The following is a 26,893-nucleotide window of genomic DNA, read 5'->3' on the forward strand; positions in this document are numbered from 1 at the left end:
GGTCGAAACTTTAAGCCGCAGCGCCAATCAGCAAGTCGCGAAACTTCTGATAGCCCACGTCCACCTTAGCCACTTCCGCGACCATCGTTCGCGCTTCCTCCACGGTCGTGCGCTCGAAGAGGTCCGTGGCTTCGAACGCCTCGCAAGCGTCCGACGCGAACACGAAGTTAGGCTCACGCCGCGCGGCGATGAATTCAGTGGTGACGCGATGGAACGTGTCGCAGTACGCTTCCCACCGCGTAACGTTTCGGCTCGTCTCCTTACGCATCGCGATATACAGCGCAATCGCGAGGTCACCGAACTTGAACCGCAAGCGCTCCGGGTCGCTAAAGTCCTGCGGCGCGGCCATGCTGTTCGCCATACGGAAGGACAGCGGCGCGTTCTTAAGCATTTCGATTGTGATCATGATTTTGGTCTGTAGTTAGTTGCCGCGCAGGGAGTCCATCGTGGCGCGGTTCTCCGCGAGACGGGCGTTGATTCGCGTGCGCAGTTCGTTTTCCGAAGCCGCATCCATACCTGCGCCGTCCATGATGCGATTCTTCTGTGCGGCCAGTCTCGCTTCGTCCTCTGCGATACTGGTCGATAGGTCGTCCATGCACCGTTTGCGGATGGCGGCGCTTCGCCTTCTGCCCTCTTCCACTGCCGCGTCTGCAATCGCCCGATACATGGCACTGCTACCCGGAACAGACTTCGATCTCACTACTGAAAGCGCGGAATCGCTAGTGCGCATTCTTTTGCTGGTATCGCTCACAATTCACTCCAGTCCGTTCGTACTTCTATGTTTAAGTGCAACAGGCCGCGCAATCAGCACCGATGTATCAGTGCGGCGATGACGTTCAAAGAGACTAGAGCTACTGCTAGGGTGCGTCCAGTCAAGCCAAATCTTCACCGCCACTATCGCGTAGAGGATTGCGCGGAGTGGGTGCAATTACTTCAGGCTGCGGCAACGGTCCGTCTGATGGCCGAATGGGTGATGTTGCAGCAAGCGCCGATGACTTCTCGCGCGCTGGTCGTCGCAGTTACGAATGCGTCCACATCAGCGGCAGACTCGATTGTCGCGATGCTGTTCTTGCAAGCTTCCGCGATGGTATTCAAAATCAGCGTTACGTCTGCCTTTCCTTGCACAAGTGCGTTCATGATTCGTACTCCAAAGTTTGATGGTTAAATGAAATGCTTATTGCTTATGGCGCTGAATCGAATCCATAACGCTCTGGCGCTTCTGCGAGTTTTGCTCGCGAAAGGCTTTCATTTCTGCCGCGACCTGCTGCTTGTTCAGTTCATGCGGATCGGTCTGATTCGCGCTGCTATCCATAGTCAACCATCGCTTACGAACTTCCGCATTGATGGTGTCGAGTTGCGCGATTTGTTCCAGCGCGTCCGCGATGTACCGGGCCGCGCCGATTCCAGCTTGTTTGCTCTTCCGCATGACTGTTACTCCAGATGGTTAAATGAAATTCGGTTGGCTTACTCGCCGCGCACCGGGCGGTACATCTGAAGATTGCTGTCCCACGCGACCGGCAGCGAGACGTATTCCGCGCCCGTACCGGCGAGCATGGCGGCGTGCGCTTCCGTGTAGGCTGCGTCCGATACTTTCGCGTCCGCTACGTGCTTGCGGCGGGTCGATTCGTCCATGCCGCGAAGCCCTTTAACACCCTGCAGCCCGACTACCGTGGGCGGTACGCGCCGGATTCCGCCGTTACGTGCGATCCCGGCGATCATGCGCGCGGTCGCTTTCGCCAAGTCCACAACCAGCGGCGCGATGTCGCGCGGCTTCTCGGTTTTGCCTTCCGCGAATGCGCGGGAATTCACGCCTTTGCCGCCTGTGCTTTCGTTCATGTTGTCCTCTACGGTTTGAAGTTGGTTCCTGAGTGCTTCTGCGGTCACGTTAGCGGCCATTCCTGCCGCCACGAGCGGATCGCCCTGACGTTGTTGCTCACCGAGTGCGACTGCGGTTCCGGCCTGATCGTAGGGCGTCTGCTCGAAGCCGCGAGGCGTCCAGCCGTCCATCGACACTTGCCGCGTCTTGCGACTGGCGGTCATGTGCGCCTTCGGAACGTTCACCGCGAACGTGCCCGCCAGTTCGCCCGTAACGGTCGCACTTACTGCGGAGTCCGCTGCGTAGCTGGTCGAGTCTGCCGCGCGTGCCGTGTGTCCGTTCAGCTTGTTCGAGGCTTGCTGGTTCGCGTGCTTCGTGGCGAGTTGCGGATGCTTCGCGCGGAGAACGTCTCCCCACTTCTGTTCGAAGGCGGGATTCTTCAGCGCATTCGTCATCGCGTCGATCACCGTATCTTCACCGTCTTTGCTGTTGAGGCGGTGCTTGAACTTCGGCGCGAAGCTATCGACCGGCGCGCTGAAGAGGTTGGTATTGCCGTCACGGTTCATGATTCGTTTGCTCCTAATGTGATTGGTGATTACTTCTTTGCTGCTGCTTCGTGCTGGTCGATGATGAATGTGAGACGCCCGCGCCAATTCCAGAGCGCCGCCCGTTCCGCTGGGTCTTTCGCGACCGTGAGCAGCCGATCCACTTCCACCAGCATTTCCTTCGCTGCCGGTAGGATCGACAGCCCCTGCCGAATCTGCTTGTACTCGCCGCGCACTGCCGGGAGGCTTTCGAGGAAGTTAGCGCCGTGAAACGAACGGTCCACGAGCCGCGCATCCAGTTCCGACTTATCCGCGAACGTCACGATGTACGCGACTTGCGGGTGAACTCCTTGCGCGCGCAGCATGCAATAGCCGGTAAGCGCCGCGCGGTGCTCCTTCATCCACTCTTCGCCGCGCTCACGCAACTCCGCTTCGGTGCGCTTCTTATTCAGCGGCCACTTAAGGTGCGCGTTGCTCCACTCGCCGCGCGGCGTGAAGTAGGTTTCCGCTGCGGACTTAACTTCGCGCACGCGCTCGAAAATCCAGAAGTGACCCGGCGTGCCGCCTTCGTACTTCAAAATCTGGTCAATCTCGTGCGCCATGTACGTGACGTCCGGGTTAAGCACTTGCGTCGGACGGCCCTTTTTGTCGTGGAGGGTGCCGGAGGGGGCGCAGGGCGAATTGAGGATGTATTACAACGCTGCGAACGACAAAATCGAGCGGGCCGCGAATGCTCAAGCGGCAAACGAAGCCCGCAAGAAGTTTACGATTGTCGAGGCCCAAAAGACGCAAACGACTGAAGAGGCTATCGAGGACATTCGAGCGAAGGAGGCGTTTAAAGAATGGGCGATGAAGATTAAGCAGAATGACCTCACCATTCGTTTCGAAAAGCGCGTGCCGGATTGGGACGGGACGCCGCGACTGGAAACGGCATTGATCGAGTTGTTGAAGCCGTTCAACACCGAGACGAATCGTGCTGTGGGGAAATACTTCTGGCTATCGCTCTACAACCGCATCACTTCGCCCGGATGCCTCGCACCTATCGTTATTTCGCTGTTCGGCGCGCAGAACGCGGGCAAGTCTCGTTTCAGTAATGAGATTGTGCGGACGGTTCTCGAAGACAGGGAAAAGTCCTCAATCCAGCTGGACTTGGGCGGCAAGAAGGCGCAGAAACTCGACTTCCTTCGCGAGATCACTGGTAATTCGATCATCGCTAACATCGGAGAAATGACCGGCTTCAATCGTGGCGACCTGAACGACATTAAAGATTTCGTCAGCCGCACCTCCGATCCGATGCACTACAAGTACGAAGGTCATTTCGATCAACAGCGACAATGGGTTCGGCGCTATCAATTCCGCCTATCCGGAAGTGATGAATAAGGTCGTGCTGATTGAGGCCAGTGACGCATATAACGAAGCCTATGATCGGCTTTTGAAGAGCACGCCTGTCGATCAGATGCTGAGCGATAAGAAGGCGCTGCATGGCTATCTCGACATCGCCAACAATCCGAACCTCAAAGAGTCTGTCCGGGTTCAAGCATTGAAGGAAGCCTGTGTCCTCGCAGGCATCACGGTGATCGATGACGCGAACCGCACGCGGAAGGTGCCGACTCTGGACGATCTGTACAAGGAGCACGGCGCGGCCCTGATCGCGAAGGCGAACGAAGAGGGATACGACGCCCGGAATTAACGTTCCGGAGTGTTCTGCACAGGGTAGGCGCGGCTGCAACGCCCTAACCGCTCCTACCCTACAGGCTCGCGTTGCGGGCCTTTTCTACGCCGATCAGCGTAACGAGGGTACGCCGCTTTACTCCCATTTCGCTTTACGTCCGAGACGCCTATTTACCTGCGTAAAACGGGTGGTGTCGAGCGCTTTACTTTACGTTTCCTTTCCTTCTAGAATCGCTTTACGTTCTCAGCGAACGCTTAAAATCAAACCACCAAAGGACGGACAATGAACGGCAAAGGTCAAAACATCGGCTATGTAAGAGTTAGCACTACCGATCAAAACACTGCGCGGCAACTCGAAGGCATCGCGCTGGATCGGGTCTTTGAAGAGAAGGCGAGCGCGAAGGGCACGCGGCCAGTGCTGGAAGAAGCATTAATGTACGTCCGGCAAGGCGACACATTCTATGTCCACTCTATCGACCGACTCGCACGCGACACGCGACAACTGCTGGACATAGTAGAGCGACTGGTGAACAAGGGCGTGACGGTCGTGTTCCCTAAGAACTCGCTGACCTTCGCGGCAGACCGTAGCGACCATACCGCAAAGCTAATGCTGACCATGCTAGGCGCGTTCGCAGACTTCGAGCACTCCATGATCCGCGAGCGCCAACGCGAAGGCATAGCAGCCGCCAAGGAGCGCGGCGTGTACAAGCAGAAGTTGACCCACGCGCAGCTAGAGGCCATCCGCGCCCGTCTGGAGGGCGGCGAACTGAAGAAGGACATCGCAGCGGCCTATGGAGTGAGCCGCCCTACCCTCGATTCATACCTGAGGAAGTGATTTCGTTTGCCTACGTTTCAGACCTTGCCTGACCCACTTTCTGCACGAGGTCCATTTATTTCCATCTCACTCTGAATTATTTTTCGGTTCCGTCAAAACGCATATCACTTTTACTTAGGAGTTCTATAATGAAAGCACGTAACATCATCGCCGCAGCAATACTTCTTTCGACCATCGCAGCAGCGCACGCTCAGACACCGCATCAGCGCGAGGTGATCGGCAACATAAATCAGGCAATGGGCGCGCTCTCGCATTCGGCACCAGCGAACTGCGAAGTGAACACAGACGCGTGCGTGCGGCAGACTCTCGCATACGCCTATCGTTACAGTCACAGGCTTCCGGAGCAACTTGGCGTTCCTGAGCATTTGGTGCCGTTCTCTTTCGGACAATGGGCACTATTCGCGTCAGGTGGAATCTTGGAAGGCGACGCATTCCAGATCGAGTCTGACCCGAAGTTCCGCGCCGCCTACATCAAGGTCAAGGGATTGGAGCGGTTCCGCTTCCGGAACCTTCCTCCAGAGCAGCAGAGTGTGATTCTGGAGAACTTCCGCCCGTCATTCGTGGACCCTAATTCGGATTCGACCACCACCCGGCAATACTATCGCGCGGCGTATATAGCGTTGATGCACGATCACCTTCCGAGCGAGGGTGTGATTTATCACTGGGACAAGATCGGGTACGGAAAGAAGGCCGAAGAGGTCAGCTTGTGGATCGCGATCACGATGGACGCCATCAACACGCCGGAATACAACCAGCAATGGATTTCCGCCGACAAGATGCTTCATGGCTGGCCGCAAGACGCATACACCGTCCCGGTCAGCCATCGGCGCGACTTCTGGGATAAGTGGACCAGCAACTAACTCGGAGGATGCGGCCTAGACGTGAAAACGCCCGCCCTAGATCACTCTAGCTGGCGGGCGTTTAGGTCGCGGCGTGCTATCGACCGTATATGACGTACAGCACGATCACTAAAGCCGTCCAAGTCGCTGCGGCCACTATGCAAAGAACCTCCGTCACGCGCTTACCCCGGTAACGAGCGAGAAAGAGTACATCTTCCCGCCCTGTTCGAACGTCTCTTTTCCGCTGCTCTTAAGTGCGAGGCGGAAACGGATGTGCTTCGAGAATTCGAGCCTGAGCGAACGGAATGCGTCCGCTACGCTCTTGAATGTTTGCGTTTCGCCGTTGTGGGTGACCACGACCGCATGTTTAACGATACGTGCGGCGCGTACCTTCTCGTTGGCCCAGCTGCGGCTGACGCCTGCTGCGTTGCCGAGCTTCGGCATTTGGAACGCCGGAAACTTGATCGGTTCAAGTCCAAAATCGCTACGCGTCGGGAAGCGTTCCCATGCGGCGGCCATGACTGCGGGTGCTGCGACTTTTGCGGTAAGGGTTTTGCGGGACATGATTCGTATTCCTCACTAATTCGGTTCTGGGTTGGGTTCGGGTCGCTGCTCACTACGGAATCTATTCTCCTGAAAAATCACATGGATGCGTTACAGAAACTTACATTCACCTGACGAAATTGTTGCTATCAACTCTGCGCGGCTGATAGTAAGTTGATACGGTCGAGCGCTTCCCGCGTCCGATCCGCACGAAGGTGGCCGTAGTGCTTGTCGATCATCGCTGTACTCGTCCCGGCCATCCGCGCGACCACGAAAGCGTCCATGCCACCCGCGATCATCTCGCTGATGGCCGTGTGTCGAATCGAATAGAGCACGAGCGAATCGGACAGACCCGCTGCGGCCACCGCTTTATCGAAGGCGTTGCCCCAAGTCTCTTTCCGCCACTTCGCGCCGCCCGTAGTCGTGAACAGGAGCGCGTTGCCGATCTTGAACTCAGCGCGGCCTCGCACGAAGGACAGGGCAGCACTCGACAACACGATTACTCGCGGCCCGGTCTTTCCGTCCAGCGCGAGCGTGCCCTGCTCCCGGTCGAAGTCGCACGCGCGCACTCCCGCTAGCTCGCCCGGTCGCGCTCCGGTAAGGAGTAGCGCCGTTACGAAGGCCCGAATATCGTGCGCGGAGGCGGCTAGAAGGCGCTCGCGGTCGCTCGCCGGTACGAATCCCTGCCTACGCCGCCCGACAGCGCGAAAGGGTGTTACGGCGCGCCACGCCGCATCCGTGTCGATTAGGCCCATTCGGTACGCGAAGTTGAGCGCGGCCTTAAGGCTCGACAGTTGCCGATTCGCGCTGTCCTTCGCCGCCCGGAGCGCTTCGCCTTCCTTCCCGTCCACCTGCTTCCGGACCCAATCGAGAAGGTGCTGCGCTTTAAGGTCCACGAGCGCCACCGCGCCGATAGGTTGCGCGTCGATCATGTACCGGAACCGCGCGGCGGAATCCTTCGCGGCCTTGTCCGACTTCTGGAGCCGCTGGTGCTCGACATACAGCGCGCACGCCTTCCGAACGGTCATAGCTTCGGGCGGCTGCTGCGCTTGTTCTTCCGAGACGGGCCGGGCCGCCCATTCGATTACGCGCACTGCGGCCGTATCGAAGTCGGGAAGGTCCGGACCTAGAGCGACGAAGCGCTGCCGCCCGTCCTCCCCGCGCAGCCGCCCTAGCCAATGTCCTCCCGTCTCGGTACGCCGAAAGCCTACGTAGAGTCCCGCCCGTATGCGCGCCCAGTAGGGCTCACGCCTAGGCGTTAAGCGGTCGCGGATGGTCTTACTGTGGATCAGGTTTGTTGCGGTCGTCATTAGGTTCTCCGTACTAAAAAGTACGAAAATCCTAACGGAAAGTTGTGAGATAACGCTAGATATAGGCCATAAATTGCGTGTTTTCAGTTGTAAAGCGTTCGAGGTTCGCCTTCACACGGCAGGGGTCACTGGTTCGATCCCAGTACTACCCACCACGATAGAGGCAGGCGTTTTCAGTTCGAGACGTCTGCCGGAAAACCCCGGTACTGCAAAGCGCCGGGGTTTTTTACTTCCTGCAGACCGAACGCTACCCCGCCCACACGCCCCGCGCCATCCCGCTCGCCGCGATCACCATCACGATCACAAGACCGGCTTCCAGATCGCTCATCCACGCGAAGCGCCGGGCGCGCGACAGATCGATCGCGCCGCCGTGCGCCGCGGCGACACGCCATCGGATCAGCGCCATCATCGGCGTGATTTCGACGAACAGGATCAGCACGAGCGCCGTCATCTTCAGGTGGAAAAGCGGCTCGTGCAGATAATACGAACCGCCCTTCTCGAATCCGCCGAATGCGCGCATCACGCCCGTGACGAGCAGGACCAGCGCCGCAACGCCCCATATACCGTCGGCGCGAAAGACGTCGCGCAGGCCGGTCGCGTTAGCGTGGAGCGTGTTGGACCCGTCGAGTTTTCGCAGCGCGCGGGCGCGCGCCAGCACCGACGCGAACGCGAAGCCGAATGCAAGCAGATGAATCGCGGCCAGCAACCAACGTAGCATCATGCTTCCCCCTCCCTTTGCAGACAAGAAAGTCGTGACGGCCCGGCCGCTCAAACCTGCCGCAGCGTGCTGTCGAGTGCGCGGGCGGCGCTGCGATCGCCTTCGCTCGAAAGCGGTGCGCGAAAGACCGTCGTCCGGTTGTGACCCGCAGCCGCCGGTGAATCCCACAGCAACTCCATTTTCGGACGACTCGAAAAAGCGCCCCGCCGCGCTGGCGACGGCGCGGGCACGGTCGCGGCGTCCTCGGCAACGCCGTTGCCGCCCGCGGCCTGCGGCCATTTCACCGACAACTCCCGCGCGTCGTACTGTCCGAGCTTGCGGCTCTCGGCCCAGACGACGGCCGTGCGCGTCGTCGGATCGAGCGAGATCGCATAGCGGCCGATCGCGAAACGCCGCGCGGCGATATTCGTGCGCCACAGCGCGCGCGGCCGGCAGATCCAGATGACGACGGCATACAGCGCAGGCGCCGCCACGAGCCAGCCATTCGATTCCGCGAGCGCGTGCATCGCGCGCCGCCAGCCCGCGTGCCACGTGAAGAGGCCGACCGAAAACACCGCGAAACCGAATGTCAGCATGGCGAGCAGGCGCAGTGCCTGACGCAGCCACTGGGGCAGCGGATGCAACGGCCGTTCGGCGCGCGCACGCGCACCGGGCAGGAAAATCAGGAGGAACAGCAGCACGAGATTGACGCAGGCCCACGGCGAGGACGTCATCGCGCGCAGCGACGAGACATAGCCCATCTGCGACATCGAGAACACCCATCGCGCGACGAGCACGAGCCCGATCGCCCGCAGCGCGAAGACGGTGCCGGCGCCCGGTGCCGGGATCGCGCTGGTTTGCTTCGTTCTCGCCAAAACGTTTGCTCCTGTCCACGGTTCATGCCGGCCGATTCGACGATCGCCGACGCTGTCGCTGCGCGCTTGCGGCCGGATTGCGGCCCGTCGCGGGCCACGGTCTGCCCCGCATTGCGCGAAGCCCGGACATTATAGGGAGATTGCCATGAGGGCTTTCGATTTCATGTCGCACGACGGCATTACGCGCGAAAAGCGCGCAACAGTGTGCGATTGTGACAACGCCCCGTGAACCTTGCGGTTCACGGGGCGTTTTTATCGACAGCGCTCAGGCGGCCCGGCGACGAACCGCCTGCCGGTCAGGCTCAGCCTGCGTTGACTTCGCGCAGCACGGTGCGGCGCTTCTGGCGCAGCAGCTCTTCATACGACTGGACATAGCGCTCGGCCATGACCTTCGACGAGAAGCGCTCTTCGAACGCCTTGCGGACCTTCGCGCGCGGCAGCGTGTCGAGACGCTTGACTGCTGCGATCGCGCTCAGTTCGTCCTCGACGACGAAGCCCGACACGCCGTTCTCGATCACTTCCGGCACCGAGCCGCGGTTGAACGCGATCACCGGCGTGCCGCAGGCCATCGCTTCGATCATCACGAGGCCGAAGGGCTCCGGCCAGTCGATCGGGAACAGGAGCGCGTGCGCGTTGCCGAGGAATTCGGTCTTCTGCTGCTCGTTGATTTCGCCGATGTACTCGACGTGCGGCAGCGCGAAAAGCGGCTTGATCTGCTCTTCGTAGTAGGCGCGGTCGGCCTTGTCGAGCTTCGCGGCGATCTTGATCTTCATGCCCGCGGCCTGCGCGATGCGGATCGCACGGTCGACGCGCTTTTCCGGCGAAATGCGGCCGAGGAACGCGAGGTAGCCCGGTTCGACGTTCGGAATCGGCTTGAGCAGGTTTTCCGGCAGGCCGTGATACACCGTCGACAGCCAGTTCGCCTGCGGCAGCGGCTGACGCTGGTTATCCGAGATCGACACGACCGGCACGTCGCTGAACGTATTGAAGACCGGCTGCAGTTCGGGCAGGTCGAGACGGCCGTGAAGCGTCGTCAGGAACGGCACCGGCTGGCGCGCGAACAGCGAGAACGGGTAGTAGTCGATGTGGAAGTGCAGCACGTCGAATTCGTCGGCGCGACGGCGGACTTCTTCGAGCAGCAGCATGTGCGGCGCCATCGTGTCGCGAATCGTCGGGTCAAGGCGCAGCGCCTGCGGCCAGAAAGCTTCGAGCTTTGCCGACGTGATCGAATCGCCGCTCGCGAAAAGGGTGACGTCGTGCCCGGCGTCCACCAGGGCCTCGGTCAGGTAAGACACCACGCGTTCCGTGCCGCCGTAGAGCTTCGGGGGAACGGCTTCGTGGAGGGGCGCGATTTGAGCGATTCGCATGTCGGAAACTCCTAATAAAGATTCAGGCTAAGTACTACGTGTCGTGTCGAAGTATCGAAAGCGAATCGCTCGGCTCGGGCGGACGCGTCCGCTGGCGCAACAAAGCCAGCGGCGGAAATCGGATGCTCGAGTAAAAAAGCGACAGTTCGCTGATCACCGGGGTTTTCGCGCGGATGGCTGACGAGAGCAATTGTGATTCCAGCTCCTGATCTGCCGCGCATCAGCAATAAACGCGCAAGTGTCTGAGGCGTTGACTCGAACCTACAGAAACCTGTCAAAAATCCTAAGGGCAAACCCGTAGCGGATTATGGAGGTTTTTACACGCCGCTCGCGTAGTCATTTCAACTTATTTACCTTGTTACAAAGGGGAAACACTTTGCAAACCCCTGTTTATTAAGGCTGTTCTACATTGGGAAGCGTCTGTTCGCGCGGGCGCAGGGCGTTTGATCTGCCGCCCGTCCTTTTCTCGATGCGCCCGTCGCACAAAATGCCAGCGGGCCCGGGTTGTGCTCCGACGTGCAAACGCCGGTCGACCGGTGCGGCGATGCAGACGGCTCGGCCTCGATCGGTGTGGCTTGCCCGTTGCCTCATTGCGGCGCGCATTGCTTACAATGCGCCGCGCCCGAAACGTCGGCGACTGGCGTCAGAAATCGCGCGTCAGGGCGATCCGGGCATGTGCGCGGCGGCCCGCAAGCGATTTTGGCTTCTTTGTCCCATCTCATAACTGGCTACAATTCAGCCAGGGATCGCACGCCGGCGCCGCGTCACTTTCTCGACGAACGCGGCACCGTACTCAGGCGCACTACGAGCTCAACCGATCTACGACCAAAAAACGACCAATTGGACCAACTCACCGTCTCCCAGCGTAACGCGCACAACGCCAAGCTAGCGAGCTACGCGCATCGCCCGCTTGCGTTCCTGCTCCGCTACATCCGCCGTCACCCGATCGCCCACGCCACCGTTCTCATCAGCGTGTTTGCCGCGGTCGGATGCGCCCTCGCCTCGCAGTACGCGATCAAGCACCTGATCGACGTGCTCGGCCAGGGCCGCGGACATCCGGGCCCCCTCTGGGGCGCGTTCATGATCCTGGTCGGACTGATCGCCGCCGACAACATGCTGTGGCGCGTCGGCGGCTGGGTCGGCGCGCATGCGTTCGTCACCGTGACGGGCGACCTGCGCCGCGACCTGTTCTCCTACCTGAGCGGCCATTCGCCGACCTACTTCTCCGAGAAACAGCCCGGCATGCTCGCAAGCCGGATCACGGCGACGTCGAACGCGATCTACACGTCCGAGAACGTGATGGCGTGGAACGTCCTGCCGCCGTGCATCGCGGTGCTCGGCGCGATTGTGATGATCGTCACGGTGAATCCGCTGATGGCGGGCGGCCTGATGCTCGCGTCGGCGATTCTTTCGCTGATCCTCTACCGGCTCGCGAAGCGCGGCTCAGCGCGGCATCACAACTTTGCGTCGAAGGCGGCTTCGGTCGACGGCGAACTCGTCGACGTGATCGGCAACATGGCGCTCGTGCGCGCCTTCGGCATGACCTTTCGCGAGCAGAAGCGCTTCGGCTCGACCGTCAAGGCTGAAATGGTCGCGCGCCAGCAAAGCCTCCTGTATCTGGAAAAGCTGCGGCTCTTTCACGCGGTCGTGACGGCGATCCTCTCGGCGGGCCTGCTCGGCTGGGCGCTGTGGCTGTGGTCGCAGGGCCGCGCCACTTCCGGCGACATCGTGCTCGTCAGCTCGCTCGGCTTCACGATCCTGCACGGCACGCGCGATCTGGCCGTCGCACTTGTCGACGTGACCCAGCACGTCGCGCGTCTCGCCGAAGCCGTGCAGACGCTGCTCGAACCGCACGGCATGCCGGACCGCTCGGACGCGACCGAACTCGTGCCGCAGGGCGGACGCGTCGATTTCGAGGGCGTGACGTTCGCGTATCCGCGCCGCCGCCCGATTCTCGACAATTTCCATCTGCACATCGAGCCGGGCCAGCGCGTCGGGCTGATCGGCAAGTCGGGCGCGGGCAAGTCGACCGTGCTCGCGCTCCTGCAGCGCTTCTACGAGCCGCAGGGCGGCACGATCCGGATCGACGGCCAGGACATCCAGTCGATCACGCAAGACAGCCTGCGACAGTCGATCGCGCTCGTCCCGCAGGACATTTCGCTGTTCCACCGCACGGTGTACGAGAACATCGCCTACGGCCGCCCGGACGCGAGCCGCGAGGAAGTGCTGGCGGCGGCCCGCGAGGCGCGCTGTACGGACTTCATCGAGGCGATGCCGGAAGGCTTCGACACGATCGTCGGCGACCGTGGCGTGAAGCTGTCCGGCGGACAGCGCCAGCGGATCGCGATCGCGCGCGCCATTCTGAAAAACGCGCCGATCCTGCTGCTCGACGAGGCGACCTCCGCGCTCGACAGTTCGTCGGAAGAAGCGATCCAGCAGGCGCTCGACCGGCTGATGGTCGGCCGCACGGTGATCGCGATTGCGCACCGTCTCTCGACGCTGCAGAACTTCGACCGGATCATCGTGATGAGTTCAGGCAAGGTGATCGACGACGGCTCGCCGGACGTATTGCGCGACCGGCCGGGGCTGTATCGCGAACTGCTCTCGAAGCAGCACGGCAAGATGCCGGCCGCGCCGGTGCCGTCGCAGCAACCGGCCTGAAGCAAAACGGGGCGCTTTTCGGCGCCCCGTTGCACGATTACTGCCGCAAATCCCGCAGGAAGTTATCCCGCCACACGGAGACGTTGTTCTTCCGCAGCGAAACGAACATATCCCGATACCGCGCCCGCCGCTCGTCGAGCGGCATCGAAAGCGCGGCCGCGAGCGCGTCGGCCATGCCGTCGATGTCGAGCGGATTCACGATCAGCGCGCCGGTCAGCTCCCGCGCCGCGCCCGCGAACTGCGACAGCACGAGCACGCCGGGATCGTCCGGGTCCTGCGCCGACACGTATTCCTTCGCGACCAGGTTCATTCCGTCGCGCAACGGCGTGACGAACCCGACGTGCGATTCGCGAAAGAGCGCCGCCAGCACGGGCCGCTCGTATTGACGGTGGATATAGCGGATCGGCGTCCAGTCGAGTTCGGCGTAGCGTCCGTTGATGCGTCCGGATTCCGCTTCGAGTTGCAGCCGGATATCGCGATAGGCGTCCATGTCGGCGCGTGTCGGCGGCGCGATCTGCAGGAACGACACGTTGTTGCGCTGCTGCGGCTGGTGCTCGATCAGCCGCTCGAACGCGCGAAAACGCTCGACGAGGCCCTTCGAGTAATCCAGCCGGTCCACGCTCATCACGAGCTTGCGCTCATGCAGCGTCGCCTTGACGATCTGCACGTCGCGGCCGCTTTCGCCGTCCTTCGCGAGCGCGGCGATCTCGTCCGGATAGACACCGATCGGATACGCCGCCGCCTTCAGCGTCTTGCCGAACGCGCTGATCCGGCACGGCGCGTCGGCGTGACGCTCGACCGTACCGTTCGCTTCTGTTTCGATGTAGTCGCAGAACGCGCGCAGGTCGGGTGCCGTCTGGAAGCCGAGCAGGTCGAAGGAACAGAGCGCGTCGGCGAGTTCGCGGTGGCGCGGCACGGACAGCAGGATCTGCGACGCGGGAAACGGAATGTGCAGGAAAAAGCCGATCCGGTTCGTCACGCCGATCTCGCGCAGCGCCTCGGCGAACGGAATCAGGTGATAGTCGTGGACCCAGATGACGTCGTCGGGCTTCAGGAGCGGCGCGAGCTGCTCCGCGAGCCAGCGGTTCACGCGGCAATAGCCATCGAACTCGTGACGCTCGAACTGGATCAGGTCCGGACGATAGTGGAAAGCGGGCCAGAGCGTCGCGTTCGAGAAGCCGCGGTAGTACTGGTCGTAGTCGCGCTGCACGAGGCCGATGGTTGCGAAGGTCACGGGTCCGCGCTCTTCCAGACTGATGCCCTCGGCCGGCGCCGAGAGCACATCGCCGCTCCAGCCGAACCACATGCCGCCGGTTTCCTTGAGCGCATCGTAGACGCCGACCGCGAGTCCGCCCGCCGCCGGGCCGCCTTCGGAGATCGGCGCGACGCGGTTCGACACGATGATCAGGCGGCTCATGGGTTCGCCCCGGCGCCCTTCCCCGCCGCGTCGGCCACGCCTTGCAGCCAGTCGAGGAACGCCGGCACCGACTCGACGCGCGCATGCGCGAGGGTGTCGCCGGCACCGACCTTGATCGACAGCCCGCCGAGTTCGTTGACGACGGCGAAACCTTTCTCATCGGTCAGGTCGTCGCCGACGAACACCGGCTTCCTGCCCGTGAACGGCGGCTCGTTCATGAACGCGCGCACGGCACGGCCCTTGTCGACGTCCTTCGGCTTGATTTCGTAGACCATCTTGCCGGGTTGCAGCACGTAGGCGTCGGCGTACTGCGCGACCAGGCGCTCGGTGGCCGTGCGCGCCGCCGCTTCGCGGTCCGGCGCGTTGCGATAGTGAAGCGCGAGCGCCGCGCCCTTGATTTCGAGCAGCATGCCGGGATTGCGGCCGACCACGTCTTCGAGCACGTGCTCCATGCGCAGGAGCCGCTCATCGTTGAACCCGATGCGCGCGACGTCGCCGTTCGAATCGCGCCGCTCGGCGCCGTGCAGGCCCGCGACCGGCAGGTCGGGCATCGAGACGAACGAATCGATGCTGTCGATGCCGCGGCCCGACACCACCGCGACCGCGCCGTTGGTTTCGCGCGTAAGCGTCGCGAGGAGTTCGGGCACGACGCGCGGCACGACGATACCGTCGGGCGTTGGCGCGAGTTCGACGAGCGTGCCGTCGAAGTCGAAGAAAAAAGCCGTGTCGGCGAGAGCCAGGGTGCGAGGAAGTGCTTGCATCGATGTGGACCTTCGAACCGGAGATGACCGGAAAAGTGTGCGCATATTACCGCGAGCCGCGCCGTTTTCGAGAGAGCAGGCTTTTCGCCGGACGCCAAGCACGCGAGCCGGGTCGATCGCGCGGCGCCGTCGCGAATCGGCTTACAAGCGCGCTTCATCGCCCTTACAGCCTTATACAGCGGGGCTGCGGCAAAACGCCCCATTTTCGAGATGATGCGCCGAGCCGCCGAAGCAGGCGTCTATTTTGCGATAGAGTCGCGAAAACCGGTCTGCCCGGCCGTATCTGATCGAGTCCGAAATGCCTTTTTTGTTCCAGCTTCGGCGTGACGGACGGCTCGTCGCCGCCACGCTCGCGCTTTGCGCGCTTTGTGCCCTCCTCGCCGGCTGTTCGCGGCCCGCCGAACCCTGGCGCCTCACCGATGTCAGCGGTCATCTGCCCGACCTGTCGTTCTCGCTCGTCGACGACAGCGGCCGCGCAGTGAATGGCGAGTCGTTCGCCGGCCGCGCGACGCTCGTCTACTTCGGCTACACGCACTGCCCCGACGTGTGCCCCGAAACGATGGCGCGGCTCATGCAAGTGCTCCAGCAGATCGGCGCCGACGCGAATCGCGCGAAGATCGTCTTCATCACCGTCGATCCCTCGCGCGACACGCCTGCCGCCTTGCACACCTACGTCCGCGCGTTCGACGCGCAACACGCGGTCGGCCTGACGGGTTCGGACCGGGCGATCGAGTCGCTCGCGAAACGCTACCGCGTGGCGTACCAGATGGAAAAGCGCGACGCGAACGGCACGTATGAGGTCACGCACAGTTCGGCGGTCTACATCTTCGATGCGCAAGGCCGCGCGCGCCTGCTCGCCACCGATAACGATTCCATCGACGCCATCGCGCACGACCTGCGACGCGTCATCGAGACGGCGAAGTCATGATCGCGACGCTCTTCTACTGGCTCGAACCGTGGGAATTCTCGCCGACGGTCGTCGTCGCCGTGCTAATCGCGGCGATTCTGTTCGCGCGCGGCGCGCGGCATGCGCGGGTGTCGTTCGCGCGGCGCCTCGCGTTCTGGCTGGGTCTGGCGGGCATCTACGTCGCGTTGCACACGCGGCTCGATTACTTCTTCGAGCACGAATTCTTCATGCATCGCTTGCAGCATCTCGTGCTGCATCACCTCGGGCCGTTCCTGATCGCGCTGTCGTATCCGGGCGCGGCGCTGCGGGCGGGCATCCCGTTTCGATGGCGGCAACGCTGGCTGATTCCCGCGATGAACACGCGCAGCGCGCGCGTCACCGCCGATGTGCTGTTCCATCCGGTGATCGCGGTGACGCTCTTCGTCGGCCTGATTTATTTCTGGCTGCTTTCGCCGATCCACTTCAAGGCGATGCTCGACTGGCGCCTCTATCGCGTGATGAACTGGAGCATGGTGCTCGACGGGCTCTTGTTCTGGTGGCTCGTGCTCGATCCGCGACCCGCGCCGCCCGCACGGCTCGCGCCGGGGCGGCGCATCCTGCTCGTGATCGCCGCGATTCCGCCGCAGATCCTGCTCGGCGCATACATCTTCTTCACGCCGCACGAGCTGTATCCGATCTATTCGATCTGCGGCCGCGCATTCACCTGGATCAGCCCGATGCGCGATCAGCAGGTCGGCGGGCTGTTGCTGTGGATTCCGGGATCGATGATGAGCGTGATCGGCGCGCTGATCGCGCTGCGTCACTGGCTGCGGCTGTCGGCGCGGGCGCGTCTGCGTGAGACGCGCGCGTCGCCTCTGACACCGCTCGAAGCTTAGTGACGTGAATGAGTGACGTGAATGAGCGACGTGAACGAGCGACGTGAATTACGGACGACGCATCCAGACATGCGGAATGTCGTCTTCGTCGTGGACATCGGAGATGGGCTCGAAGCCGAACGCCCCGTAAAACTTCTGCAGATGCGCCTGCGCGTGCAGCCGGATCGGCTGTTGCGGCCACTGCGTCAGGATATGGTCGAGCGCGCGTTCGAGCATGGCGTTGCCGAGTTTCATGCCGCGAAAGCCGGCGGTCGTCAGCACGCGGCCGATGCGGACGTCGGTCTCCGATGCGTCCGGATGCCCCGGCAGAAGCACGCGCAGATAGCCGGCGAGCGCCGCGCGCTTTTCTCCTTCGCCGTACGCGAAGAGATGCCACGCGTCGAGGTCGAGGCCATCGACATCGCCATAGACACAGTTCTGCTCGACGACGAACACGGCACTGCGCGCGCCGAGCATGTCGTAGACCTCGGTGGCCGAGAGTTCGCTGAATGGCTTCCAGCGCCAGTCGAATCGGGAAAGGGAGTCGGTCATGATCGGCTGAGGGACGGGCGTGCGGCACGTGGCCGTGGGTGGAAAATCCTGCGATTATGCCGCGCGATGCAGTCGCACGGGCACCCATGCAAAACGGGACACGCAAAACAAAAAGCCCCGACCGCGAGGTCAGGGCTTTTTCTTACTTGGAGGCGCGAACCGGAGTCGAACCGGTCTAAACGGCTTTGCAGGCCGCTGCATAACCGCTTTGCTATCGCGCCGTAAGCGGTGTTGGTGCCGGTTGCGCTTCGACGTGTTCTGAAGCATCAGGCCGGGCCACCAAACAAAAAGGGAAGCTCGGCTTCCCCTTGATTGGAGCGGGAGACGAGTCTCGAACTCGCGACCTCAACCTTGGCAAGGTTGCGCTCTACCAACTGAGCTACTCCCGCATTGTCCTGCACTTTGCTGCTGCATCGCCGCTGCGCCAGACAGCGACGACTTCAAAACCTGGAGCGGGAGACGAGTCTCGAACTCGCGACCTCAACCTTGGCAAGGTTGCGCTCTACCAACTGAGCTACTCCCGCATGCTGCTTCTTTGTCTTCGTTTTGCGCTTTGTTTCAGCGCTCACTCGACAGAAACGAGATTATGTAGAACCCTCGAAGCGGTGTCAATAGTTTTGTATGCACCCTTTTACGCTTCGACGCAATTTATAACGTGCCGCCACGCTCGCGGATCTGCGGCCACGCGAGTTTCATGTAGTAGAGCATGGACCAGACAGTGAGGAACGCCGCGACATAGATGAGCCACAAGCCCCAGACGCGCGTATCGACGACGAACTGCGTCCCGTAGATGCGCAGCGGCCCGTAGAAAAGCAGCATCGGAATCGCGACCATCTGGCACACGGTCTTGAACTTGCCGAGCTGGTTCACGGCGACGCTCTTCGATGCCCCGATCTGCGCCATCCATTCGCGCAGCGCCGAAATGGTGATCTCGCGCCCGACGATCACGAGCGCGATCACCGCGTTCAGGCGCATCAGCTGCACGAGCACGAGGAGCGCGGCGGTGACCATCAGCTTGTCGGCGACGGGATCGAGAAACGCCCCGAACGACGATGTCTGGTTGAGCTTGCGCGCGAGAAAGCCGTCGAACCAGTCGGTGAGCGCGGCGAGCACGAAGATGACCATCGCAAGCAGGTTGCGGTGCTCCGGGCTCATCATCACGTCCGGCAGGTAGAAGATGCCCACGACCAGCGGAATCAGCACGATTCGCAGCCACGTCAGAAAGATCGGTAGGTTGAACGGCATCGGCTCAGGCGCAGCAACGTGTAAGGGAGGTGCCATTGTGCCGCTTGACACCTCATGTCACAAGGCAAGCGCCACGGCCGCCCTTGGGGCGGCCTGGCGCGGCTTCAGTGCAACTGCTTGTAGATCTGCTCGGCGAGCGCGTGCGAAATGCCTTCGACGCTCGCCAGGTCCTCGACGCTCGCCGCCTGCACGCCGCGCAAACCGCCAAAGCGCGACAGAAGCCGCTGGCGCCGTTTCGCGCCGACGCCTTCCAATTCCTCCAGCCGCGACGTCTGACGCGCCTTCGCGCGCTTCGCGCGCATGCCGGTGATCGCGAAGCGGTGCGCTTCGTCGCGAATCTGCGCGACGAGCATCAGCGCCGCGCTTTCCTTGCCGAGTTCGAGCGGCGCGCGGTGATCGGCGAAAGCCAGCGTTTCCAACCCGACCTTGCGCCCTTCGCCCTTCGCGACGCCCACCAGCATCCCGCGATCGAGCCCGAGTTCCGCGAACACCTGCCGCGCGATTTCGACCTGACCCTTGCCGCCGTCGATCAGCACGATGTTCGGCAGAAGACCGCCCGCAGCTACCGGTTCGGCCGCATCGGGCGTGACGTTGGGATCGGCGGCGTCTTGGGGTTGCAGCGTCGTGGCTTCGTCGGCGGCGTTGGCCGCGGCCTGCGCGACCATCTTCTCGTAGCGGCGCGTGAGGACCTGGCGCATCGCGGCGTAATCGTCGCCGGGCGTGATGCCGGTGATGTTGTAGCGCCGGTATTCGCCCGACTGCATCTTGTGATGGTGATACACGACGCACGACGCCTGCGTCGCCTCGCCCATCGTATGGCTGATGTCGAAGCACTCGATGCGCAGGTGCGCGAGGTCGTCCATTTCGAGGCTGAGCGTGTCGGCGAGCGCGCGCGTGCGGGCCTGTTGCGAGCCTTGTTCGGAGAGCAGGCGCGCGAGCGCAAGCTTCGCGTTCTGTTCGGCCATCGAAAGCCAGACGCGCTTTTGTCCCTGCGGCTGGCGCAGAAGTGTGACCTTGTGCCCGGCCTGCTCGATCAGCAGATCGACCAGTTCGCGGCTCGCCGGCGCGTGGCTCACGACCAGCACGGGCGGCACGCGGTTGCCGATGTAATGCTGCGCGATGAACGCTTCGAGCACTTCCGATTCGAGCGCTCCTTCGCGGCTCGGTGCTGCTTCGGGCTCTGGCATCGCGTCCGGCTCGGGCTCGTCCGCCGCGACGCCAGGGAGCAACGCGGACTCCTCGACCCCAACTTCCTCGACGACGATCGGCGCTACGCCCTCGATCAGTTCGAGGTCGTCCGGGTTCGCGGCGTCCGCGGCGGCTTCGTCGCCGATATCGAGCGCCGCTTCGACGTGCGCCGGGAAATACGCCTTGTCGCCGAGATGGCGGCCGCCGCGCACCATCGCGAGATTCACGCACACCTTCCCGCCCAGCGCGACGACCGCGAGGATATCGACGTCGTTGTCGCCGCCGACTTCGATCGCCTGCTGATGCAGCACGGTCGACAGCGAACTCATCTGGTTGCGCACGGCCGCGGCCTGCTCGAATTTCAGCTCGGCGGCAAAACCGTGCATCTTCTGTTCGAGCTCCTTCATCACTTCGCCCTGGCGCCCGAGCAGAAAGCGCGATGCATTGGCGACGTCGCGCGCGTAGTCCTCCTCGCCGATCGCCCCGACGCATGGCGCGGTGCAGCGCGCGATCTGATGCAGGAGGCACGGCCGCGTGCGGTTGGTGAACACGGAATCCTCGCAGGTGCGCAACTGGAATACGCGCTGGAGAATCTGGATGCTCTCGCGCACCGCCCACGCGCTCGGGAACGGACCGAAATACTGGTTTTTTTTGTCGACGGCGCCGCGGTAGTACGCCATGCGCGGAAACTGATGGCCGGTCAGCTTCAGATACGGATAAGACTTGTCGTCACGAAAAAGGATGTTGTAGCGCGGCGTCAGCGCTTTGATGAGATTGTTCTCAAGCAACAGCGCCTCGGCTTCGGAACGCGTGACCGTCGTTTCGATCTTGCGGATGCGCGTGACCATCATCGCGATGCGCGGCGAATGCAGCGTCTTCGTGAAATAGCTCGACACGCGCTTTTTCAGGTTGCGCGCCTTGCCGACGTACAGCACGGCGCCGTCGGCGTCGTAGTAGCGGTACACGCCGGGCAGGTTCGGCAACTGGGCGAGAATCTTCTTGGGGTCGAATGCGTCGGTGTCTGTCATGCAGCTAAACGAAGCGGAAAGTGCGCGGCGAGCGGGCCATGCCTGCCTTGAAACGGCGGTGGATCGGCTGTCAAGCGATCGGCGCTGTCTTAGAATCGCCAGTTTAGATCATTACGCGGCTCGTTCGCCGCGCGAGGCGCGTCCATGGTCACAGCCGCTCACTCCCCGGAAATCGCCTGCGACATTTTCTGCGCGGTCATCGACAACTTCGGCGACATCGGCGTCTGCTGGCGCCTCGCGCGCCAGCTCGCCGACGAGCATGGCTGGCAGGTGCGCCTCTTCGTCGACGATCTGCGGGCCTTTCACGCGCTCTGCCACGCCGTCGATCCGGCCCTCGCGCGGCAGGAGGCGGCCGGCGTCGTGATCGAGCACTGGCACGAGCCGTCGCACGCGGGCGAAGTCCTGCAGATCGCCGATGTCGTGATCGAGGCGTTCGGCTGCGAACTGCCGCCCGTGTACGTCGCGGCCATGGCGCGGCGCGAACGCAAGCCGGTGTGGATCAACCTCGACTATCTGAGCGCGGAGGACTGGGTCGCGGATTTCCATCTGCGGCCGTCGCCACATCCGCGCTTCGCGCTCGTGAAGACATTCTTCTTTCCGGGCCTCGGTCACGGCACCGGCGGCGTGCTGAAGGAGCGCGCGCTCGACGCCGGGCGCGCCACGTTCGACCGCAATGCCTGGTGGCGCGAGCGCGCCGGCATCGCGCCGCCGGGCCCCGAACGCACGGTCGTATCGCTCTTCGCCTACGAGAATCCCGCGATCGACCCGCTGCTCGCCCAATGGCGCGACGGCCCGTCCCCGGTCGTGCTGCTGGTGCCGCAAGGGCGCATTTCGGGCGCGGTCGCGCGATTTTTCGGCCTGCCGCAGTTCGCGGCGGGCGACGCCGCCGCGCTCGGCTCGCTGACCGCGCATGCCATCGGTTTCGTCGAACAGCCGCACTTCGATGCGCTCCTGTGGGCCGCCGATGTCAATTTCGTGCGCGGCGAGGATTCGTTCGTGCGGGCGCAATGGGCGCAAAAGCCGTTCGTCTGGCACATCTATCCGCAATCCGACGACGCCCATCTGCCAAAGCTCGACGCCGCCCTCGCCCACTACGCGAGCGGCCTGCCCGACGCAGCCCGCGAATCGGTCGCGCGCTTCTGGCATGCTTGGAACGGGGCCGGAACGCCGGACTGGGCGGATTTCTGGGGACATCGTGCGCTGCTCGAAGCGCGCGCGGCGCAATGGGCGGCGGAACTCGCCGCCGTCGGCGATCTGGCCGGCAACCTTGTCGCGCACGTGGCCTCGCATCTCGATGCCAATCTGCCCGCCGAACTGGCCGAAACCGCAAAAACTCAGTTAAAATAAGCGGTTATCCAACGGCTCGTGTCTTGCGAACTCCGTTAGCGTCGCCGGGCGATGCACGGAAAGCGCAGTTCGGCATCGTATGAGCCGTCCAGATTTCCAGGCTCCCGCTAATTTGTCAGCGTCCGCAGCGAGGCTTCGCCAGGCGCTGAAGTATTGAAAGAAACCACAGGACAGTTTTACTTATGAAGACCGCACAAGAACTCCGCGTTGGCAACGTCGTCATGATCGGCAGCGATGCCATGGTCGTGCAGAAGGCCGAGTACAACAAGTCGGGCCGCAACTCGGCTGTCGTGAAGATGAAGTTCCGCAATCTGCTGTCGGCGGGCAACATGGAGTCGGTGTACAAGGCCGACGACAAGTTCGACGTCGTGATGCTCGACCGCAAGGAAGTGAGCTACTCGTACTTCGCGGACCCGATGTACGTGTTCATGGACGCCGACTACAACCAGTACGAAGTCGAAGCCGAAATGATGGGCGACGCGCTCAACTACCTCGAAGACGGCATGCCGTGCGAGGTCGTGTTCTACAACGAGAAGGCGATTTCGGTCGAACTGCCGACCACGGTCGTCCGCGAGATCATCTATACGGAACCGGCCGTCAAGGGCGACACGTCGTCGGGCAAGGTGCTCAAGGTCGCGAAGATCAACACCGGCATGGAACTGCAAGTGCCGCTCTTCTGCAGTATCGGCGACAAGATCGAAATCGACACGCGTACCAACGAGTACCGCAGCCGCGCCTAAAGACGCACGATCCGGCGGCGCTGACATCGTCCGCGCCGCGCGATGTCGCCGCAGTCCGCGAAGCAAAAGAAAAGCGCCCGCCCGGGCGCTTTTTCTTTTGCGTGAAGTTTTGGGCGTGTTCAGGCAAACTTTACCGGGATCATCTTGAAATTATGGCGCGGTCGTCCGTCTTAACCACGACCCGAGCGCTGTTTTTCCAGACGTTTCGGAATTGGCACGATTTCTGCTATATCCATGAATCTCCTACTCGACGACGAACCATGCGAAAACAAAACAACGTCGCCGCCCGGCTTTTGATCGCCGCCGCGCTGTCCGCGCCTGCGATTCTGCTCACCGCCGGGTGCTCATCGACATCGACGAGCGAATCCGCCGGCGAGTATTCCTCGGACGCCGCGATCACCGCGCGCGTCAAGGCGGCGCTGCTTGCCGACCCCGGCCTGAAATCACTAGCGGTCAGTGTCGAAACGTATCGCGGCGTCGTGCAGTTGTCGGGATTCGTGAACTCGGAGGTGCAGATCGAGAAGGCAGTCGCCGTTACCCGCAGCGTGTCGGGCGTTCAGTCCGTGAAGAACGACCTTCATGTGAAGCCGCAGTAGCGGGCCGCACTGAACGACGCGTAAAGATACGCGCAGGACGCAGGAGACCGAAGCGGCACTCGCGTGCTCGCAGCCGGATCGGACGTCGCGCCAATGGGCGAGGACGCCCCGGCTGTCAGCCCGAGCGTCGCGCTGAAGTCCGGTTTCGAGCGATTACAGACCATTTTGATACGTTGTGTCCGCCATGCCACACGCACTGATTGTCGAAGACGATCCCAATAGCCTGTCCGGCCTGTCCGCGATCCTGGCGGCCGACGGCTTTTCCGTCGATACCGCGACGACGCTCGCCGAAGCGCGGGCCGCGCTCACCCGTTTCATCCCCGATGTCGTGCTGATCGACCTGAACCTGCCTGACGGCAGCGGTCTCGATCTGCTGCCGAGCCTGCCCGCGCAGCCGCCGGACGGCGCGCTGCCCGTGATCGTGATGACGGGTAACGCGACCGTGGAAAGCGCGATCGAAGGGCTGCGGCACGGTATCTGGGATTATCTGCTGAAGCCCGTCAACATTCCGCGGCTGCGCAGCCTCCTTGCGCGCATCCCGCGGCCGTACGAGCTGACGGAGGAAGTCCAGGTGCTGCGCACCCGACTGCGCGAACTCGGCCATTTCGGCGCGATGCTCGGGCGCAGCAGCACGATCCAGCACGTCTACGACCTGATCGAGCAGACAGCGCCGACCGAAGCCGCCGTGCTGATCTGCGGCGAGCCGGGCACCGGCAAGAAGCTAGCCGCGCGCACGCTGCACGAGTTGAGCCGCCGACGCAAGGGTCCGTTCATCGCGTTCGATTGCGCCATGTCGCGCGATTCCACCCTGCGCTCGATGGACAGCCTGCTGTTCGGCCACGAACGCGGCGCGTTCGCCGGCGCGGAGAATCGCGAGCCGGGTTTGCTCGAACAGTCGGGCGGCGGGACGCTCTTTCTCGAACAGATCGACGCGCTGCCCCACGCGCAGCAGGAAGCGCTCTTACGCGCGCTCGACTCGCAGACGTTCATGCGCGTCGGCGGCAGCAACCGCATCATGACCGACTTCCGCCTGATCGCCGCGACGCGCACGCCGGTACGGCAAGCCATCGACGACGGCGCCTTGCGCGAAGACCTTTACCTGCGGCTGAACGCTTCGTCGATTGCGCTGCCGCCGCTGCGCGACCGCGACGACGACATCGCCCTCTTCGCGGAGCATTTCGTCGAAGAACTGAACCGCGAAAACCATATCGTCGGCGTGACGAGCGGCTCGCCGAAGCGCATCAGCCCGTCGTTCATCCGCGAATGTCTGGCGCAGGAATGGCCCGGCAACGTGCGCGAACTGCGCGAGCGGGTGCGGCGCGCGTATCACGCGTCGGGCGATGTGATCGAAACGCTTCACGCCGACGAGCACGGCGGTGCGGGCGGACGCGGCCTGAACGGCAGCAGCGTGCAGGTGACGGTCGGTACGGCGCTCGCGGATGTCGAGGACATGCTGATCCGCGCGACGCTCGACGCGGTCGGCGGCACGCGCCATCGCGCGGCGACGCTGCTCGGCATCAGCCCGAAGACGCTCTACAACAAGCTGCAGCGGATGAAGCTCGAACCCTGAGTGCCGCGTCAGCCAGGAAAAAGCCACGGCATCGCTGCCGTGGCTTTTTTATCGCGCTCGGTTCAGCCCAATGCGCTTTGCAACAGCGCCTTCGCCTGCTGATAGTCGACCTGCTTGTGCAGCTTGTCCCAGTGCGGCGCCTTGCCGCGCGCACGCATCTTCTTCAATCGCTGCACCGACGCCTTCGACGGCTCGAAGCGCAACTGGTCGAGCACCTTCTCCGCTTCCTCGGGCTGGTTGCAGACCAGAACCATGTCGCACCCCGCGGTGAGCGCGGCGTGCGCCGCTTCGGTCAGCGTGCCGCCCGCGCGCGCGGCTTCCATCGAGAGATCGTCGCTGAAGATCGCGCCGTTGAAGCCGAGCTTGCCGCGCAGAATGTCCTGCAGCCACACGCGCGAAAACCCGGCGGGCTTCTCGTCGACCTGCGTGTAGATCACATGCGCCGGAATCACCGAGGCGAGCGCCATCCCGAGCCAGTCGTAAGGCTTCACGTCGGCGGCGAGAATCTCGTCGAGCGGGCGGTCGTCGGTCGGCAGCGCGACGTGCGAATCCGCCGATGCAAAGCCGTGTCCCGGAAAATGCTTTCCGCAGTTCGCCATGCCCGCGAGCGCGAGCCCGTGATTCAGGCTTTTTGCGAGCATCGCGACGACGCGCGGATCGCTGTGCAACGCGCGGTCGCCGATCACCTTCGACTGGCCGTAGTTCAGGTCCAGCACCGGCGTAAAACTCATGTCGATACCGTATGCGCGCAACTCCGCCGCGAGCACGTAGCCGAACGCGGTCGCGGTCTTGGTCGCGAGCAGGACGTCGCGGTCCCACAGTTCGCCGAGCTTGCCCGGCGCGGGCAGCACGGTGAAGCCGTCGGTGCGGAAACGCTGCACGCGGCCGCCTTCGTGATCGACGGCGATCAGGATGTCCTCGCGAATGTGGCGGATCGCTTCAGTCAGCGCGACGAGCTGCGCGCGGTCCGTGAAGTGGCGCGCGAACAGGATGATGCCGCCTGTCATCGGATGGGCGATGCGGCGGATGTCCGCGTCGGTCAGCGTGGTGCCGACCACGTCGAGCATGACGGGTCCAGGAGTGCGTTTCATCGAGTCCAAAGGGATTATTTTTTCAGGAGGGATCGGAAGTTTCGGCGATCACGAACGACACCGCGTAGTCGCGCTCGTCGCTCACGGTGACTTGTGCCGTGATGCCGCGCGCATCGAGCCACGCGGCCAGTTCGCCCGAGGCGACGATCTTCGGCTTGCCGCTCGGCTCGTTAAGCGTCTGCAGCGCGCGCCAGGTCATCGGCCAGCGCATGCCGAGGCCGATCGCCTTCGAGAACGCTTCTTTCGCGGAAAAACGCGTCGCGAGGAACGCGAGGCCGCGCACTTCGGAGCGCGCCTTTCGCGCGTGATAGACGCGCAGTTCGTCGGCGCCGAGCACTTTTTCGGCGAAGCGCCCTTTCGTGCGCTCCATCACCGCCGCGACGCGGCTCACCTGCACGACGTCGGTGCCGATTCCGTAGATCGCCATCGCGCGGCTCC

The 26,893-nt window shown here is 62.9% G+C and carries 29 protein-coding genes and 3 tRNA genes; 11 read left to right on the forward strand and 21 right to left on the reverse strand.

The window, feature by feature from the left end:
• Positions 1–10: 10 nt before the first annotated feature.
• From QCE48_RS10100 to QCE48_RS10125, 6 genes are all read right to left on the reverse strand, one after another.
• Positions 11–406, reverse strand: a complete 396-nt coding sequence (locus tag QCE48_RS10100; protein ID WP_309787967.1) for a hypothetical protein — start codon at positions 404–406, stop codon at positions 11–13.
• A 15-nt stretch (positions 407–421) separates the two neighbouring features.
• A complete protein-coding gene (locus tag QCE48_RS10105) occupies positions 422–751 on the reverse strand; it encodes a hypothetical protein (RefSeq protein WP_309787966.1) in 330 nt (109 codons plus the stop codon).
• A gap of 182 nt (positions 752–933) precedes the next feature.
• The gene (locus tag QCE48_RS10110; protein WP_309787965.1) at positions 934–1,137 is read right to left on the reverse strand and encodes a hypothetical protein; all 204 of its coding nucleotides are present in this window, start codon (positions 1,135–1,137) and stop codon (positions 934–936) included.
• 37 nt (positions 1,138–1,174) lie between these two features.
• The gene (locus QCE48_RS10115) at positions 1,175–1,426 is read right to left on the reverse strand and encodes a hypothetical protein (RefSeq protein ID WP_309787964.1); all 252 of its coding nucleotides are present in this window, start codon (positions 1,424–1,426) and stop codon (positions 1,175–1,177) included.
• A gap of 38 nt (positions 1,427–1,464) precedes the next feature.
• Positions 1,465–2,382: a hypothetical protein gene (locus QCE48_RS10120; RefSeq protein WP_309787963.1), complete on the reverse strand. Its 918-nt coding sequence runs from the start codon at positions 2,380–2,382 to the stop codon at positions 1,465–1,467.
• Between the two features lie 29 nt (positions 2,383–2,411).
• Entirely contained in the window at positions 2,412–2,963 is a 552-nt protein-coding gene (locus QCE48_RS10125) for a hypothetical protein (RefSeq protein ID WP_309787962.1), read from the reverse strand.
• Positions 2,964–3,048: 85 nt separating this feature from the next.
• On the opposite strand from QCE48_RS10125, the gene QCE48_RS10130 reads away from it, so the two are divergent.
• From QCE48_RS10130 to QCE48_RS10145, 4 genes are all read left to right on the forward strand, one after another.
• Positions 3,049–3,741 carry a VapE domain-containing protein gene (locus tag QCE48_RS10130; protein WP_309787961.1) on the forward strand — a complete coding sequence of 231 codons (693 nt, stop codon included), beginning with the start codon at positions 3,049–3,051 and terminating at the stop codon, positions 3,739–3,741.
• Entirely contained in the window at positions 3,734–4,051 is a 318-nt protein-coding gene (locus QCE48_RS10135) for a hypothetical protein (protein ID WP_309787960.1), read from the forward strand. Before QCE48_RS10130 ends, QCE48_RS10135 begins: the two co-directional genes overlap by 8 nt.
• Before the next feature lie 264 nt (positions 4,052–4,315).
• Entirely contained in the window at positions 4,316–4,867 is a 552-nt protein-coding gene (locus QCE48_RS10140) for a recombinase family protein (RefSeq protein WP_309787959.1), read from the forward strand.
• Between the two features lie 128 nt (positions 4,868–4,995).
• Positions 4,996–5,727, forward strand: coding sequence for a hypothetical protein (locus QCE48_RS10145; protein ID WP_309787958.1), 732 nt, complete (start codon positions 4,996–4,998; stop codon positions 5,725–5,727).
• A 153-nt stretch (positions 5,728–5,880) separates the two neighbouring features.
• On the opposite strand, the gene QCE48_RS10150 is transcribed toward QCE48_RS10145, so the two are convergent.
• From QCE48_RS10150 to QCE48_RS10170, 5 genes are all read right to left on the reverse strand, one after another.
• The gene (locus tag QCE48_RS10150) at positions 5,881–6,270 is read right to left on the reverse strand and encodes a hypothetical protein (RefSeq protein WP_309787957.1); all 390 of its coding nucleotides are present in this window, start codon (positions 6,268–6,270) and stop codon (positions 5,881–5,883) included.
• A 128-nt stretch (positions 6,271–6,398) separates the two neighbouring features.
• Positions 6,399–7,559 carry a tyrosine-type recombinase/integrase gene (locus tag QCE48_RS10155; protein WP_309787956.1) on the reverse strand — a complete coding sequence of 387 codons (1,161 nt, stop codon included), beginning with the start codon at positions 7,557–7,559 and terminating at the stop codon, positions 6,399–6,401.
• 247 nt (positions 7,560–7,806) lie between these two features.
• Positions 7,807–8,280 (reverse strand): DUF2214 family protein, encoded by a 474-nt coding sequence (locus QCE48_RS10160; RefSeq protein WP_309787955.1) that lies wholly within the window; start codon positions 8,278–8,280, stop codon positions 7,807–7,809.
• A 47-nt stretch (positions 8,281–8,327) separates the two neighbouring features.
• The gene (locus QCE48_RS10165; RefSeq protein WP_309787954.1) at positions 8,328–9,131 is read right to left on the reverse strand and encodes a hypothetical protein; all 804 of its coding nucleotides are present in this window, start codon (positions 9,129–9,131) and stop codon (positions 8,328–8,330) included.
• 302 nt (positions 9,132–9,433) lie between these two features.
• The gene (locus QCE48_RS10170) at positions 9,434–10,498 is read right to left on the reverse strand and encodes a glycosyltransferase family 4 protein (protein ID WP_309787953.1); all 1,065 of its coding nucleotides are present in this window, start codon (positions 10,496–10,498) and stop codon (positions 9,434–9,436) included.
• Positions 10,499–11,338: 840 nt separating this feature from the next.
• Here QCE48_RS10170 and QCE48_RS10175 point away from each other — a divergent pair.
• Entirely contained in the window at positions 11,339–13,159 is a 1,821-nt protein-coding gene (locus QCE48_RS10175) for an ABC transporter ATP-binding protein (RefSeq protein ID WP_309787952.1), read from the forward strand.
• A 37-nt stretch (positions 13,160–13,196) separates the two neighbouring features.
• On the opposite strand, the gene otsA is transcribed toward QCE48_RS10175, so the two are convergent.
• Entirely contained in the window at positions 13,197–14,576 is a 1,380-nt protein-coding gene (gene otsA, locus QCE48_RS10180; RefSeq protein ID WP_309787951.1) for an alpha,alpha-trehalose-phosphate synthase (UDP-forming), read from the reverse strand.
• Positions 14,573–15,337 (reverse strand): trehalose-phosphatase, encoded by a 765-nt coding sequence (gene otsB, locus QCE48_RS10185; protein ID WP_309787950.1) that lies wholly within the window; start codon positions 15,335–15,337, stop codon positions 14,573–14,575. Before otsB ends, otsA begins: the two co-directional genes overlap by 4 nt.
• A gap of 298 nt (positions 15,338–15,635) precedes the next feature.
• Here otsB and QCE48_RS10190 point away from each other — a divergent pair, with 298 nt between their 5' ends.
• Both QCE48_RS10190 and QCE48_RS10195 read left to right on the forward strand, forming a co-directional pair.
• Complete coding sequence (locus QCE48_RS10190; protein WP_309787949.1) at positions 15,636–16,265, forward strand: SCO family protein; 630 nt, start codon at positions 15,636–15,638, stop codon at positions 16,263–16,265.
• Entirely contained in the window at positions 16,262–17,119 is an 858-nt protein-coding gene (locus tag QCE48_RS10195) for a cytochrome c oxidase assembly protein (RefSeq protein WP_309787948.1), read from the forward strand. Before QCE48_RS10190 ends, QCE48_RS10195 begins: the two co-directional genes overlap by 4 nt.
• A gap of 48 nt (positions 17,120–17,167) precedes the next feature.
• Here QCE48_RS10195 and QCE48_RS10200 read toward each other — a convergent pair whose 3' ends face one another.
• The 6 genes from QCE48_RS10200 to uvrC form a co-directional block, all read right to left on the reverse strand.
• Positions 17,168–17,650, reverse strand: coding sequence for a GNAT family N-acetyltransferase (locus QCE48_RS10200; protein ID WP_309787947.1), 483 nt, complete (start codon positions 17,648–17,650; stop codon positions 17,168–17,170).
• A gap of 147 nt (positions 17,651–17,797) precedes the next feature.
• Positions 17,798–17,871, reverse strand: a tRNA-Cys gene (locus QCE48_RS10205).
• Positions 17,872–17,963: 92 nt separating this feature from the next.
• Positions 17,964–18,039 (reverse strand) — tRNA-Gly (locus tag QCE48_RS10210).
• 59 nt (positions 18,040–18,098) lie between these two features.
• A tRNA-Gly gene (locus tag QCE48_RS10215) sits at positions 18,099–18,174 on the reverse strand.
• 124 nt (positions 18,175–18,298) lie between these two features.
• Positions 18,299–18,895, reverse strand: coding sequence for a CDP-diacylglycerol--glycerol-3-phosphate 3-phosphatidyltransferase (gene pgsA, locus QCE48_RS10220; RefSeq protein WP_116567926.1), 597 nt, complete (start codon positions 18,893–18,895; stop codon positions 18,299–18,301).
• Between the two features lie 104 nt (positions 18,896–18,999).
• The gene (gene uvrC / locus QCE48_RS10225; protein WP_309787946.1) at positions 19,000–21,111 is read right to left on the reverse strand and encodes an excinuclease ABC subunit UvrC; all 2,112 of its coding nucleotides are present in this window, start codon (positions 21,109–21,111) and stop codon (positions 19,000–19,002) included.
• Between the two features lie 144 nt (positions 21,112–21,255).
• Here uvrC and earP point away from each other — a divergent pair, with 144 nt between their 5' ends.
• The 4 genes from earP (at position 21,256) to QCE48_RS10245 (ending at position 25,364) form a co-directional block, all read left to right on the forward strand.
• Positions 21,256–22,458: an elongation factor P maturation arginine rhamnosyltransferase EarP gene (gene earP / locus QCE48_RS10230; RefSeq protein ID WP_309787945.1), complete on the forward strand. Its 1,203-nt coding sequence runs from the start codon at positions 21,256–21,258 to the stop codon at positions 22,456–22,458.
• A gap of 182 nt (positions 22,459–22,640) precedes the next feature.
• Positions 22,641–23,198 (forward strand): elongation factor P, encoded by a 558-nt coding sequence (gene efp, locus QCE48_RS10235; RefSeq protein ID WP_309787944.1) that lies wholly within the window; start codon positions 22,641–22,643, stop codon positions 23,196–23,198.
• A gap of 260 nt (positions 23,199–23,458) precedes the next feature.
• Entirely contained in the window at positions 23,459–23,794 is a 336-nt protein-coding gene (locus QCE48_RS10240; RefSeq protein WP_309787943.1) for a BON domain-containing protein, read from the forward strand.
• A gap of 184 nt (positions 23,795–23,978) precedes the next feature.
• On the forward strand, positions 23,979–25,364 hold the full coding sequence (locus tag QCE48_RS10245; protein ID WP_309787942.1) for a sigma-54 dependent transcriptional regulator: 1,386 nt from the start codon (positions 23,979–23,981) through the stop codon (positions 25,362–25,364).
• 62 nt (positions 25,365–25,426) lie between these two features.
• On the opposite strand, the gene nagZ is transcribed toward QCE48_RS10245, so the two are convergent.
• Together nagZ and acpS are read right to left on the reverse strand one after the other, a co-directional pair.
• The gene (nagZ, locus tag QCE48_RS10250) at positions 25,427–26,455 is read right to left on the reverse strand and encodes a beta-N-acetylhexosaminidase (RefSeq protein ID WP_309787941.1); all 1,029 of its coding nucleotides are present in this window, start codon (positions 26,453–26,455) and stop codon (positions 25,427–25,429) included.
• Between the two features lie 22 nt (positions 26,456–26,477).
• Positions 26,478–26,882, reverse strand: a complete 405-nt coding sequence (gene acpS, locus QCE48_RS10255) for a holo-ACP synthase (RefSeq protein ID WP_309787940.1) — start codon at positions 26,880–26,882, stop codon at positions 26,478–26,480.
• Between the last annotated feature and the right edge of the window lie 11 nt (positions 26,883–26,893).

It is taken from the genome of Caballeronia sp. LZ024 (genome assembly GCF_031451455.1).
GTDB lineage: Bacteria > Pseudomonadota > Gammaproteobacteria > Burkholderiales > Burkholderiaceae > Caballeronia > Caballeronia telluris.

What these genes read in the sequence shown, in the direction of transcription:
- QCE48_RS10100 (WP_309787967.1), bottom strand. Translation starts at nt 406, where the DNA reads ATGATCACAATCGAAATGCTTAAGAACGCGCCGCTGTCCTTCCGTATG.
- QCE48_RS10110 (WP_309787965.1), bottom strand. Translation starts at nt 1,137, where the DNA reads ATGAACGCACTTGTGCAAGGAAAGGCAGACGTAACGCTGATTTTGAAT.
- QCE48_RS10115 (WP_309787964.1), bottom strand. Translation starts at nt 1,426, where the DNA reads ATGCGGAAGAGCAAACAAGCTGGAATCGGCGCGGCCCGGTACATCGCG.
- QCE48_RS10120 (WP_309787963.1), bottom strand. Translation starts at nt 2,382, where the DNA reads ATGAACCGTGACGGCAATACCAACCTCTTCAGCGCGCCGGTCGATAGC.
- QCE48_RS10125 (WP_309787962.1), bottom strand. Translation starts at nt 2,963, where the DNA reads ATGGCGCACGAGATTGACCAGATTTTGAAGTACGAAGGCGGCACGCCG.
- QCE48_RS10130 (WP_309787961.1), top strand. Translation starts at nt 3,049, where the DNA reads ATGTATTACAACGCTGCGAACGACAAAATCGAGCGGGCCGCGAATGCT.
- QCE48_RS10135 (WP_309787960.1), top strand. Translation starts at nt 3,734, where the DNA reads ATGAATAAGGTCGTGCTGATTGAGGCCAGTGACGCATATAACGAAGCC.
- QCE48_RS10140 (WP_309787959.1), top strand. Translation starts at nt 4,316, where the DNA reads ATGAACGGCAAAGGTCAAAACATCGGCTATGTAAGAGTTAGCACTACC.
- QCE48_RS10145 (WP_309787958.1), top strand. Translation starts at nt 4,996, where the DNA reads ATGAAAGCACGTAACATCATCGCCGCAGCAATACTTCTTTCGACCATC.
- QCE48_RS10150 (WP_309787957.1), bottom strand. Translation starts at nt 6,270, where the DNA reads ATGTCCCGCAAAACCCTTACCGCAAAAGTCGCAGCACCCGCAGTCATG.
- QCE48_RS10155 (WP_309787956.1), bottom strand. Translation starts at nt 7,559, where the DNA reads ATGACGACCGCAACAAACCTGATCCACAGTAAGACCATCCGCGACCGC.
- QCE48_RS10160 (WP_309787955.1), bottom strand. Translation starts at nt 8,280, where the DNA reads ATGATGCTACGTTGGTTGCTGGCCGCGATTCATCTGCTTGCATTCGGC.
- QCE48_RS10170 (WP_309787953.1), bottom strand. Translation starts at nt 10,498, where the DNA reads ATGCGAATCGCTCAAATCGCGCCCCTCCACGAAGCCGTTCCCCCGAAG.
- otsA (WP_309787951.1), bottom strand. Translation starts at nt 14,576, where the DNA reads ATGAGCCGCCTGATCATCGTGTCGAACCGCGTCGCGCCGATCTCCGAA.
- otsB (WP_309787950.1), bottom strand. Translation starts at nt 15,337, where the DNA reads ATGCAAGCACTTCCTCGCACCCTGGCTCTCGCCGACACGGCTTTTTTC.
- QCE48_RS10190 (WP_309787949.1), top strand. Translation starts at nt 15,636, where the DNA reads ATGCCTTTTTTGTTCCAGCTTCGGCGTGACGGACGGCTCGTCGCCGCC.
- QCE48_RS10195 (WP_309787948.1), top strand. Translation starts at nt 16,262, where the DNA reads ATGATCGCGACGCTCTTCTACTGGCTCGAACCGTGGGAATTCTCGCCG.
- QCE48_RS10200 (WP_309787947.1), bottom strand. Translation starts at nt 17,650, where the DNA reads ATGACCGACTCCCTTTCCCGATTCGACTGGCGCTGGAAGCCATTCAGC.
- pgsA (WP_116567926.1), bottom strand. Translation starts at nt 18,895, where the DNA reads ATGCCGTTCAACCTACCGATCTTTCTGACGTGGCTGCGAATCGTGCTG.
- uvrC (WP_309787946.1), bottom strand. Translation starts at nt 21,111, where the DNA reads ATGACAGACACCGACGCATTCGACCCCAAGAAGATTCTCGCCCAGTTG.
- earP (WP_309787945.1), top strand. Translation starts at nt 21,256, where the DNA reads ATGGTCACAGCCGCTCACTCCCCGGAAATCGCCTGCGACATTTTCTGC.
- efp (WP_309787944.1), top strand. Translation starts at nt 22,641, where the DNA reads ATGAAGACCGCACAAGAACTCCGCGTTGGCAACGTCGTCATGATCGGC.
- QCE48_RS10240 (WP_309787943.1), top strand. Translation starts at nt 23,459, where the DNA reads ATGCGAAAACAAAACAACGTCGCCGCCCGGCTTTTGATCGCCGCCGCG.
- QCE48_RS10245 (WP_309787942.1), top strand. Translation starts at nt 23,979, where the DNA reads ATGCCACACGCACTGATTGTCGAAGACGATCCCAATAGCCTGTCCGGC.
- nagZ (WP_309787941.1), bottom strand. Translation starts at nt 26,455, where the DNA reads ATGAAACGCACTCCTGGACCCGTCATGCTCGACGTGGTCGGCACCACG.
- acpS (WP_309787940.1), bottom strand. Translation starts at nt 26,882, where the DNA reads ATGGCGATCTACGGAATCGGCACCGACGTCGTGCAGGTGAGCCGCGTC.